The 12,208-nt window shown below is 59.6% G+C and carries 7 protein-coding genes and 1 pseudogene; 6 read left to right on the top strand and 2 right to left on the bottom strand.

Going from position 1 to position 12,208, the window contains the following annotated elements:
* Positions 1-236 precede the first annotated feature (236 nt).
* Positions 237-1,250, bottom strand: a complete 1,014-nt coding sequence (locus KY49_RS13830; RefSeq protein WP_042585284.1) for an IS110 family transposase — start codon at positions 1,248-1,250, stop codon at positions 237-239.
* A gap of 723 nt (positions 1,251-1,973) precedes the next feature.
* Here KY49_RS13830 and KY49_RS35590 point away from each other — a divergent pair.
* From KY49_RS35590 to KY49_RS13810, 5 genes are all read left to right on the top strand, one after another.
* Positions 1,974-2,411 carry a C40 family peptidase gene (locus KY49_RS35590; RefSeq protein ID WP_197083574.1) on the top strand — a complete coding sequence of 146 codons (438 nt, stop codon included), beginning with the start codon at positions 1,974-1,976 and terminating at the stop codon, positions 2,409-2,411.
* 295 nt (positions 2,412-2,706) lie between these two features.
* Complete coding sequence (locus tag KY49_RS13825) at positions 2,707-5,085, top strand: penicillin-binding protein 1A (RefSeq protein ID WP_082062358.1); 2,379 nt, start codon at positions 2,707-2,709, stop codon at positions 5,083-5,085.
* 524 nt (positions 5,086-5,609) lie between these two features.
* Positions 5,610-5,861 (top strand): PAAR domain-containing protein, encoded by a 252-nt coding sequence (locus KY49_RS13820; RefSeq protein WP_042585186.1) that lies wholly within the window; start codon positions 5,610-5,612, stop codon positions 5,859-5,861.
* A 334-nt stretch (positions 5,862-6,195) separates the two neighbouring features.
* Positions 6,196-8,469 carry a LamG-like jellyroll fold domain-containing protein gene (locus KY49_RS13815; protein ID WP_042585185.1) on the top strand — a complete coding sequence of 758 codons (2,274 nt, stop codon included), beginning with the start codon at positions 6,196-6,198 and terminating at the stop codon, positions 8,467-8,469.
* A 58-nt stretch (positions 8,470-8,527) separates the two neighbouring features.
* Positions 8,528-10,864 carry a WD40/YVTN/BNR-like repeat-containing protein gene (locus KY49_RS13810; RefSeq protein ID WP_042585184.1) on the top strand — a complete coding sequence of 779 codons (2,337 nt, stop codon included), beginning with the start codon at positions 8,528-8,530 and terminating at the stop codon, positions 10,862-10,864.
* 465 nt (positions 10,865-11,329) lie between these two features.
* Here KY49_RS13810 and KY49_RS13805 read toward each other — a convergent pair.
* Positions 11,330-11,925: pseudogene (locus KY49_RS13805) on the bottom strand (DDE-type integrase/transposase/recombinase); the annotation flags it as partial.
* 83 nt (positions 11,926-12,008) lie between these two features.
* Here KY49_RS13805 and KY49_RS38545 point away from each other — a divergent pair.
* A complete protein-coding gene (locus KY49_RS38545) occupies positions 12,009-12,206 on the top strand; it encodes a hypothetical protein (protein ID WP_042585283.1) in 198 nt (65 codons plus the stop codon).
* Positions 12,207-12,208: the final 2 nt, after the last annotated feature.

Here is a 12,208-nt window from a genome sequence, read left to right as displayed (position 1 = left end):
AACGAGTGCCTGTCGCCCTGGTGGCTTCGCCACCCCAGAAGAACTTTGGTACCACAATGCGTCCAACGGGTCGTGCAAATTTTAGGGCTGCAGACTTGTCGGCGCCAATCCATGGCTGGCTCGCATTGCGGGCGGTCCGCTTTACTGCACATCGGGGACGGCGACACGGCATCCCATTCAACTTATGGGGCTGCAGCTCCAGTCAACTTACGGGCTTGCCGGCTGCCGTCGAAGCTTCAAACGAAGCAGCGCGTCGTATCAAATGGTCTGCGCTCCTTCAGAATGTGGAAACACGCGCGCGCGAGCTTATGCGCCAGAGCCTTGCGCGCAAGAATCGGATTCGTCTTGGCTTTCTTGCGTTCATAGAATCGCTTGGCTTCGGCGCAAAAGCGCAGCGCGAAGTTGGCCGCCTCGATAAAGGCCCAGGACAGATACTTGTTGCCGTTCTTGGTGTTGCCTTCGCCTTTCTTCTTGCCGTTACTCATGTGCCGACTGTCCACGCAGCGCGCGTAAGAAGCGAAATTACCAGCGCTGTCGAAGCGCTCAATGGAGCCGACCTCGAGCAGAATGACGGTTGCCAGGATCGGTCCGATGCCAGGCACAGTCTTCAGCGACGCGTACTCGGCGCGCGCTTCGACATTTTCGGCAAGCCGATTTTCCAGCAGCCCGATCTGTGTGGACAACGTTTGGATCACCGCCAAGCTGCTCTGCATAGCCAGCGCGACTTCAGCGGGTAGTCCCATCTGGTCGATAGCCTCTGCCGTCAGGCGGTGGACCTGAGCGCCCGAAAGACGCATGCCATGCTGGCGAGCCGTGATGTTCTCGATGGCGAGGATGTGGGTCGTGCGGTTCTGTACGAGTTGCATGCGTTTCCTGGCCAGATCGCGCACGCTGCGCGCCTCGGGCGGCAAGATCGTCCCCGTGGGCAGTATCCCGAGGCGCAGCAGGTGAGCCAGGTAGCGCGCGTCGGTTTCGTCGCCGTTGTGCTTGAGCCCTTCGTATTTCTTGATCGCCGTGGTGTTGGCCAGATGCACGATAAAGCCGGCGGCCTGCAGCCCGTCGACAAGCCAGTACCAGTTGTACGTCGACTCGATCACGACGCCGGTAAGCTCCGCTTGCCATGGGTCGAGGAACGCCAGAATCTTCGCCAAGTCGTTGGGCAGTCGCTTCTCCGCGACCACACGGTCCGTTTCGTCGATCACACTAACAACGCTATTGTTCGAATGTAGGTCAATGCCGCAATATTTCATGTTGGCCTCCACATGGTTAAAGCGGTTGGGCAAACTCACTTTAACCCCGTCGCCCTTTAGGGCGGCGGTGGGAGGCCCGCTAGATGATTTTCAACTTTATTGACGGTCTCACCAAAACAATGTCGTCAACTCGCCTACGTCCGCAATAAATTTGTCAACTCGCGTAGTGGACCAAGTGTTCCGGCGGTAAGCTCCTGATTTCTAGACCGATTCCCGACGCACCGCACGGCCGGTCGAAACGCCGAGTTCCGACGGGACGCCCTCTGCCTCAAGCTCAGTTCGCCCATGCTGGACAAGCAGTGTTTCGGGACGTTCGGGGCCGACTGCGTCCGACTGATCTCGGCCCCCGCCAGTACAATCAACAATTGCAAAGTCGAACTTGTTGTACTGGACAGAGGCATCGACCAACGAGGATCATCACAAAGGTGATAGCAAGTCTCCTCGCCGCGAGTGTCCATGAGTTGGTGCGTGTGCGCGGGGCGCGCCATCCCGCACAACCGAGCAATTCGTAAGGGTTCGGACCATGATGGCTAGGCGATACGACGGCTCGCCCTCATAGAGAATGACCCACTTTGATCCGTGCTACTAAGATTCTTCAAAATCCACCGCAGAAGCCTGACGCGGATATCTGCCACAGCTTTGGCGGTAGCCGCCATTTTTGCGACCGGCAGTACCCAAGCGCAAACTGAGTCTGAAACGGTGAACAAAGTTGGAGACTTGTCGTTGTCCCCGGATTCCACCGGAAATGCGGCCGCTTCAACAGCCCTCGCGCGAGTTCAGGAAGAGGCACTTAGCTTGGTCGGCATACGTTACCGGTACGGTGGCAAGTCTCCCGTAAACGGGTTCGACTGCAGCGGCTTCGTTCAGTATGTTCTGCGTACTGCGATTGGCATACGTATCGGTCGTACGGCGGCGAGTCAGGCGGCGCTGGGCAGTACGGTAACTCGGGCTGACCTGCGTGTTGGAGATCTTCTGTTTTTCAATACTCGTGGTGGGCGTTTCTCTCATGTCGGACTTTATATGGGCAACGGGCGGTTCGTGCATGCGCCGTCTTCTGGCGGCTGGGTGCGCGTCGAATATCTTAATAGTCCTTACTGGACGACCCACTATACGACTGCAAAAAGGTTGAAGGTGCCTGGTGTGGAGGCGGATGATCGGTAGCGTCGCCGCGGATTGAATCGAAAGTGCATATTCGAAAACGAATTCTGATCATGAGCGGTCTGCCGTTACAAGCAGAAATATGCAAATATCGACGCTCGCCAGAACGACATCGCTTGTCGCAACTGCTTCGGGGTGGTGCATACGGCACGCCGGCCTAGGCCGATGACGGATGCTGAATGGAGCGACAGTGGGTCATGCTGAACCGCAATTGCCGACTCTCACAGATTCACGTCCGCATGCTTGGTCATAGTCGCTAGTGCGTACATTGTAGTGCCCCCACATCACGCTGTTGATCATGAGTCTTCGCAAATTCTATATTGCCGTAAAAAGGTCAGCGTCGATCGGCGTACTAGTAATTGCGTCGAGCTTTTCCGCCATGACACATGCCGCGAATGAACCTGTTGCTGCTGAACCAACAATCGACACGCTGACCGATTATCGACCAAAGGTGCCATTGCGTGTCTATACTGCCGATCATGTATTGATAGGTGAATTTGGTGCGGAGCGGCGCGAGCTGGTGCGCCTCAAAGATATTCCAGCCTCGCTGAAAAACGCTGTGTTAGCCATCGAGGACGCACGATTTTATGAACATAATGGCGTCGACTTCCTTGGCTTGCTGCGTGCGAGTATTGCCGATCTAACGCACCAGGGTGTACAGCAAGGGGCAAGCACGCTAACGATGCAGCTTGCGCGTAACATTTTTCTGTCGAGTGAGAGAACTTTTTCGCGGAAATTTCGAGAAATTGCACTCGCTTTCAGAATCGAGCATGCACTTACGAAGGATCAGATTCTCGAGATGTACATGAACCAGATCTATTTGGGTCAACGTACATATGGCTTTGCCGCTGCGGCTCACGCATATTTCGGAAAGGACTTGAAAGATCTGACGCTAGCGCAATGCGCTATGCTTGCGGGGCTGCCGAAGGCCCCCTCGACGTACAACCCGGTGGTCAATCCGAAGCGGGCAAAGGTCCGCCAAGAATACATTCTGCAACGCATGCTTGATTTGCACTACATTACGCGGTCACAGCACGATCAGGCGGTAAAGGAGACCATCGACGAAACGGTACCGGGCTCCAGATTTGGCGCACACGCCGAATATGTCGCCGAAATGGTGCGTCAGTTGATGTATTCACAATATAAGGACGAGGCCTACACACGCGGTTTGAACGTTACAACAACAATCAGGTCATCTGACCAAGAGGCCGCTTACAGAGCCGTGCGAAAAGGCATCATGGACTATGATCGGCGACATGGCTATCGAGGACCGGAGGGGTTCGTTCGCTTGCCCGGCGCAGGCGACGAGCGCGACGAGACAATTGACGACGCTCTGCGCGATCACCCGGATAACGGTGAGATCGTGGCTGCAGTCGTGACGGCAGTTACTCCCCAGAACGTGACAGCCCGACTGCCCGAGGGCAATGAGGTCCACGTCACCGGAGAGGGCCTGCGTTTTGCAGCACACTCACTCAGTATGCAGGGGTCTCAGTCGCAGCAAATACGGCCTGGCTCGATAATACGTATGATTGCCGATGCGAAAGGACATTGGAAGATTACGCAATTGCCGTTGGTCGAAGGCGCGCTTGTGTCGCTAGCGCCACAGAATGGTGCGATCCGTGCGCTGATTGGCGGATTTGATTTCAACAAGAGCAACTTTAATCACGTGACACAGGCGTGGAGACAGCCTGGCTCGAGCTTTAAGCCGTTCATCTATTCTGCTGCCCTTGAGAAGGGCCTTGGACCGGCAACAATTATTAATGATGCGCCGCTATATTTCCCCCCCGGAATGAAGGGTGGAGAGCCATGGGTGCCGAAAGATGACGATCAGCCGGACGGCCCGATGAGCATGAGGCTTGCGCTGGCGAAGTCGAAGAATCTCGTGTCAATCCGTATCTTGTCTTATATTGGAACGGGATTTGCGAAGGACTACGTGACTAAGCGTTTCGGATTCGACGCAGACAGGACTCCTCCGTATTTGCCCATGGCGCTCGGAGCAGGACTGGTCACGCCGTTGCAGACCGCGGGGGCATACGCGGTATTCGCCAACGGCGGCTACCGGATCACTCCGTATCTGGTAGCCAGTGTGACTGACGCGCGAGGCCTGCAGTTGAATCAAGCACGACCGGCGATAGCCGGCACGAATGCGCCACAAGCTATATCACCGCGAAATGCGTTCATCATGAACAGCTTGCTGCATTCCGTGGCGACGGTCGGTACAGGGGCCGCGACCAGCGTTCTGCATCGTTTGGACCTCCAGGGCAAGACTGGCACGACGAATGATGCGAAGGACGGCTGGTTCGCTGGCTATCAGCGATCGCTCGTTGCCGTCGCCTGGATGGGCTGTGACCAGCCGAAAAGCCTGGGTAGTCGCGAGTTTGGGGCGCAACTGGCGTTGCCGATCTGGGTCGACTACATGCAACACGCATTGGCCGGCGAACCGCATGCTGAGCCATCAATGCCAGAGGGTCTGGCAGAGATTCAAGGCGAACTGTTCTATTCGGACCGACTGCCGGGACGCGGCTTTGTCGCAACTCTCGGCGGGGGAACAACACGTCGTTCGCGTCGTCCGTTGGTGCAGCAGGAGAATGCCGACACGGACAATGATGAACCGCAAAGTGTTTCGCCATCCGAGCAGAAGGAGATCCTGGATCAGTTTAGATTGGACAATCTGTAGGTCCTATATTCTGGCATCCAACGCAGTTGGCGAAGTGTCTGCTCTCTATTTGGGCTAGCGTGAGGACAACGATGCTCAAACAGAGTAGCCCCAGGAGACAATCGATGTGACGGACAGCGAGGCGGCCACGCATAAAGGGTGCCTGTCGGCCAAGCGCCTCGAACTCATCGTCTACGGCGGGGAATCTTGCATCCGACCCAGTGGAATTTGGTCAAAATCGGACTGAATGGACAGTTTTTAAGATTTATATTCGATTAATAAACCGCGAAGTCATTTGAAAAATCGAAGTTAAATCGGTCGATCGTTGGCTTTGGTTCGCAGTCGCAGAGGATGGTGCCGGCCATCCCATAGCGCTTTAAGAAAGCCAGTGATCGTAGTTCCGGAAAATCAGGCAGGCGATGTGTCGATTAACAATCGGCAATGCTTACAACAATCAACGATCGTCAAGTTTGAGAGAAAGTATTGCGCCGTGATGTGGCCTTCGGTAGAAACGCTATTTTCAATTTCTCATACGGAGCCGCGTCATGCAGGATGCGCAGGGCCGCGACATGGTGCGCCTGGGCGACACCACCGACCACGACGGCAAGGTCATCGAAGCCACCGACGAATTGAAGCACTTGGGCATTGCCGTGGCGCTGGACGGCCACGGTGTGATGTGCGCGAAGTGCGGTGGCGTCTTTCCGCTGCCGGCAAGCGGCCCGCGCACGCATCGTGGCCGGCGCGTTGGCTATCTCGGCGATAAAACCGGTTGTGGCGCCGTCGTGATGCGCGCCTGAACGGCGAGGAGACCAAATCATGCTGACAATGACCCAATCGCGTACGCTGTCCATTTCGGGCGCCGTGCTCAGGTGTTTAGCTGGACCGCTGGTCAACGCGCTGGTCAGATTGCGACGCTGTGCCTAGGCGCCTCGCGCATTCCTCAATCCCCGCATCACCGATGTGACAAGTGCGTGTCATTGGTGAATTTATTATTTTCCGCTTGATTGGATCCCTATCACACTGGCTAGAATGCTACCCGTTTCTGATAAATACGGACTGGTTAGTACATTTTTGTCTGACTATAGCTAAAAAACTGGGGATCTAGACATGCCAGACAAGGGAGCACCGACGATGCTGTCCGAGGAAATCGTCCCACTCGACGACATCGAGAACATTGCACGACGCCATTTCGTGATGGGGCTCGGTGCAACGCTTCTGGCCGGATGCGGCGGTGACGGAGATAACGCGGTTACAGACGGTGAGCGTACATCGGCAAACAACAGCGCCCAGGCGTCCGGAGTTGCTCCGACTTCTGACGGTATCGACGCAGGTGCGACGTCGGCAGGCACTGCCCAAACCCGCACCTTCACGCATCCTGGCTTGCTGCATACCGAGGCGGATTTCGAGCGCATGCGCACTAAAGTCGGCGCGCACGCTTCCCCGTGGATCGATAGCTGGAACGTGCTCGTCGCCAACGGTCACACGCGCCTGACGAACGAGCCGAACCCGCAGGTCGGCATCTATCGCGGCAATGATCCCACGCATGGCCAGAACTACGGCGCCCTCTACAACGACATCGCCGCCGCCTATGGCGACGCGCTGCGCTGGAAGGTGTCGGACGACACACGCTACGCCGACAAAGCTGTGGAGTATCTGGACCAATGGGCCGCGAAGCTGACGACGCTTGGCGGCAGCGACGTGGCGCTCGCTGCCGGCATCTACGGCTACGAGTTCGCCAACGCGGCCGAAATCATGCGCGGCTACAGCGGCTGGAGTCCGGCCGGACTCGCCGCGTTTCAGGCGATGATGCGCAATGTCTTCTACCCGGTCAGCCATGCTTTCCTGACCCGTATCGACACCGCGATGGACACGCACTACTGGGCCAACTGGGGCCTGGCCAACGTCGCATGCGTCCTGGCCATTGGCGTGCTGTGCGACGATGCCGAGCTCGTCAACGAGGCCATCACCCATTTCAGGACCGGTGGCAGCAACGGCTGTATCCGGCAAGCCGTGTACTACATGCACCCCGGCAACCTCGGGCAATGGCAGGAAGCCGGCCGGGACCAGGGCCACAGCACGCTCGGCATTGCATTGACGGGCGCCATTTGCGAGATGGCGTGGAATCAGGGCATCGACCTGTATGGCTATGACAACAATCGCTTTCTGGCGGGCGCGGAATACGTAGCCAAGGCCAACCTGAAGCAGGCAGACGGCGCGTTTTACACGATGCCTTTCGTCACGTACCAGAACAGCGCCGGCGTCATCCAGACGCAGTTCGCCGCCGGCGGGCAAGGCGACGCCCTGGGGCGGCCCTGCTGGGCACTGGTGGCCAACCATTACATCAACCGCAAAGGCCTGGCGGCGCCTTACACCAAGCGCGCTGCCGAGCTTGTGGCGCCGGAAGGCGGCGGCGGCAACTATGGCCCCAACAGTGGCGGCTTCGACCAGCTTGGCTACGGCACGCTTACCTGCACGCTCGACCCCGGCACCCCTGCCGCAACGCCGACCGGCCTGACCGGCTACGCCAGCGCGGGCAAGGTGGTGCTGTCGTGGTGGGGCAGCAGCAACGCCATCAGCTACAACGTCAAGCGCGCTACCATTGCCGGCGGACCGTACAGCACCATCCGGAGCGGTATCACCGATCTGCTGACCTATACCGATATGCCAGCCGGTGCCGGCACGTATTTTTATGTCGTGACAGCGCAAACGATTACGGGCGAATCGGCGCTCTCCAACGAAGTGAAAGTGATCACGGCGCAGCAGCTGCTCGCGCACCTCGCGTTTGATGAAGGCGGCGGCATCACGGCCGCCGATCGCTCGGGCAACGGGCGCAATGGCACGCTCAACGGCGCAACGTGGGCAGTGGGGCGCAGCGGCAGCGCGGTCTCGCTCAACGGCTCGGGCGCGTATGTGGCCTTGCCCGACGATCTGCTGGTCGATGTGTCGGACTTCACCATCGCCAGCTGGGTGTTCTGGAACGGCTCGCAAACGTGGGCACGCCTGTTCGACTTCGGCACGGGCTTCCACCGCTACATGATGTTCACGCCGCGCGGACGGTTGCGCAACGGCTGGGCTGGCATGCGCTTCGCCATGACGGCCAACGGCCCCGGTGACGGTCCTCCGGAACAGATCATCGACGCCCCCACCGAGCTGCCGAGCAAGCGATGGGTGCATGTGGCCGTCACGCTATCGGGTTCGACCGGCACGATGTACGTGGACGGCACGCCCGTCAGTACCAACACGGCGATGTTCCAGGCGCCGTTCCGCTTGGGCAGTACCACGCAGAACTGGCTGGGCAAATCGCAATACAGTGCCGACGCCACGTTCAACGGCTTGATCGACGATTTCCGTATCTATCGCGGCGCGCTCAGCGCTGCGCAGATTGCATCGCTCATGGCGAATTGATCATGCAGGGCCCGACGGCGGGCCCTGCGATGGACCTCTTCCTTTAAGGATTTCTCCGATGACCGTGTTTTCTCAACGATGGATTGCCGCTGCGGCGATGGCGTGTACGTTATGGGGCTGTGGTGGCGGATCCGATAGCACGACAGGCGTGACCAATGGGGGTGCCAATGCAGCCGCCAATCGTGGCCAGATCGGCGGAAATGGCAGCGGCAGCAACCTGCCGGCGGCCAGCTGGACCAGCGTCAAGTGGGGTGGCGGCGGCTATGTCACCGGCCTGATCTACCATCCAGCCAACGCGAGCCTGCTGTACGCACGTACCGACGTCGGTGGCGCGTACCGCTGGAACGCGACTAGCTCGACGTGGACGCCCATCACCGACGGCATCGGTTTCGGCGCAGGCGAGGGCGATTTCCACGGCGTCGAAAGCCTCGCGCTCGATCCGAACAACGACCAGCTCGTCTACATGATGACCGGCATTACCGTGACGCAGGGTCACAATGGCCGCATCTACGTCTCGAGCGACCGTGGCAACACCTGGACGCACTACGACCTGCCGTTCCCCGTAGGCGGCAACGACAACGGCCGGGCCACCGGCGAGCGCCTGCAGGTGGACCCCAACCATCCGTCGACGCTGTTCTACGGATCGCGCACGGCCGGCCTGTGGAAGAGTGGCGATTCGGGCCGCACCTGGGCGAAGGTCACGGGTCTGTCCTCCGCCACGATCAGCGGCGGCAGTTCCCCGATCGGCGTCGAACAGGTGATCTTCGATACGTCGGGCAAGGGTAGTGGCCAGCCGACCTGGATCATGTGGGCCACCGTCGCCCCGGACTACGCCAACGCGGCTGGCCTGACGTCGACCCTGTACAAGTCCACCAACGGCGGCTTCTCGTGGACGCCGGTGCCCGTCCCGCCGGCGGTGTCCGGCTACTACATCCCGCACGTCGTGCGCACTTCCGACGGCACCTTTTACGTGGTGTTCAACGCGGGCGTCGGCCAGGGCATTGGCGGACCGAGCTATCTCTACAAGTTCGGCGGCAGCAACAACAGCAACTGGACGCAGCTCAACAGCTCCAGCAGCGACGGCTTTGGCGGCCTGTCCGTCTCAGGTCTGGGCTCGTCCGCCCGCATCGCACTGGGCATGACCGGCTGGAGCGACACCAGCAAGACCATCCAGCTATCCGACGACGGCGGCAGCACGTGGCGCGAAATCGAGGCCGGCATGCCGCATACCGGCATTGCCGCGGGTGGCTGCGCCGGCTGGGTCGAGGGCGTCACCATCGACCCGGCCAACCGCGACCACATCATGCACGTCCACGGCGGCGGCATCTGTGAAACCATGAATGCCTCGTCGCCCACGCCGACCTGGAGCCCCAAGGTCGACAACCTTGAGGAAACCGTGACGCTGGCCCTCGTCACGGCGCCGCCCGGTGCGTCGTACAACTTCATCAACAGCGCCGGCGACATCGGCACGTGGGTCAATACGGATCTCTCGACGAGGCCGACGAAAGGCCCCTTGAATACGTGGAGCAGCGGCAATTCGGCCGATATGTCGTGGTCCGATCCGACGTATATCGCCGCCGCGGGCGTCGACAACGCCAACGGCCATGCCACCAAGGGCTTCTGGTCGGGCGACAGCGGCAATAGCTGGTCGACGTTTGCGTCGCTGCCCAACGGCGCAGCGGCAAGCCAGAGCAACGTCGGCAACCTGGTCGTCCCGTCCCGCAACAACGTAATTTGGGCACCGCCGGACTCAGTGCCGTCGTACACGACAAACAATGGCGCCAGCTGGACGACGACCAACCTGCCGGCGTTCAGTGCCACTTGGAACGGCTTCCCGCGTGCCTACCGCCTGGCCGCCGACCGCAAGAACCCGAACAAGGTCTATGCCTACGACTCCGGCGGCGCATCGTGGAGCTGGCAGCGCGGCAAGATCTACGTCTCGAACGACGGCGGCCACACGTTCACGCTGAGCCAGGGCTCGGTGAATGCAAACCTCGCCTGGAATTCGTGGCGGGATACGTCGGTGGCGGTCAATCCGAACGTCGAGGGCGACCTCTGGTTGGCCGACGGCACGGCCGTGTACCACTCGGTGGACTCGGGGGCGACCTGGACGAAGCTCAGCGTCTTTGCGTCGACCAACGACACACCGGGCGCTACCGTGATCGGCTTGGGCAAAGCAAGGACCGGTTCGCCGTACTCGGCCGCGGTCTACGTAGAAGGCACGTTGAACGGAGTCTGGGGCATTTACCATTCCGACGACGGTGGTGCAACGTGGGCGCGCTTCAACGATGACGCGCACCAGTTCGGCGACTCCGGGGTAATGGCCGGCGACTGGAGAACATATGGGCGGATTTACGTCAATGGCGCCGCTCGCGGTCTGATCTTTAGCAATTGAGGTTGATCGGCCTGTCGACCGTCCGGTTGTGGTTTGCAACCGGACGGAGAGCGTGGATGAATGGGGTGCTACAGGCCGCTCGGGGCTTGCGATCGCCGTGGCAGCCATCGCAGCCTCCGCCGCTGGATTTCCGGCCATCGGTCAGCTTATGATGGGTCGAAAATCGGACATCTGAACGGGTTCCGGGTTCATGCGAACATCTCGAAAGTCGTCCGCATGCAAATCGAGCCGTGGACGGCGCTGAAAAAGTGGTCTCCGCGTGGAGTCGGAGCCTGGAGCGACATTCAACTGATTGAGCCGATGGCCAGCGACATTTGATGACGCGAACATCCGCACCACGCCAATCGAGACATGGGGGCGTCTAAAATCGGTTCGCTGTAGAGAGCAGGAGCAAACGGTCAAACAAAGCTACTGGCAAGATGTCCAGTTGACGGTGGACTTGCCCCTGCATGACCGGACACGCGGTCACGCTTGGGTTGGAGAATTTGCTCGCTGGCGAAACTCGGGTGGCGAGCGGTATTTCAATGCGCTGTGCGGATGCGATTCGTTGTAGTGGTCGAACACAATGGCCAAGTTCTGCAGCGCCGGTCTGGCGTAGGGCTTGGGCATCCACGAAACGTAATCACGCTTCTTCGTCTTCACGAAGCTCTCGGTCATCCCATTGCTCTGCGGACTTCTGACGGGTGTCGTGACCGGCTTCAGGCCGATTTCCCGCGAGAACGTCAGCGTCTCGTCGGCAATGTAGCAGGAACCGTTGTCGCTCAGCCACTCGATTTCGCTTTCAGCCTTCAATGCACCGGCGAAACGGTTTTCGACCGCCTGAACATTACGTCGCGCACCATGTCGCCAGTGTAGCCACCCGTGGTCGCAGCCCAGCTCATGGCTTCCCGGTCACAGCAGTCCAGCGCGAAGACGATGCGCAACGGGGCGCCGTCGTCGCAGCGGAATTCGAAACCGTCCGAACACCAGCGCACGTTGCTTCTGTCCACCGCGACCTTGCCGTCGTGCCGACGCGTAGACGCGGCATGACGAGGTCGGCGTTCGAGCAGCAGGCCCAACGCCAGTCGAACCATCGGCACACGCCTGCTTTGATCACGAGACTTATCGTAAGCGCCCGGCAATGTCACCTTGAACAGTCTGGGTGATGGAAGCGACGATCGTGACCACCTATTTTTTAAATGGACACGTGTACGCTATGGACGAGAATGAAACGATTTTGGAGGCGGTGGATCTGTTCGCCGTGATCACCGACTTCTACGGAGTCCAACTCCACGAACAGCTGCGCGAGCAGCGCACGTCACGACCGGGCATCCGAACGCGAAAGCCCGACCCGCCGTTCTGAAC

Source organism: Burkholderia sp. MSHR3999, assembly GCF_000833595.1.
GTDB lineage: Bacteria > Pseudomonadota > Gammaproteobacteria > Burkholderiales > Burkholderiaceae > Burkholderia > Burkholderia ubonensis.
Note: the sequence above shows the minus strand (reverse complement) of the source record. Positions and strands in the feature narration are given on the sequence as shown.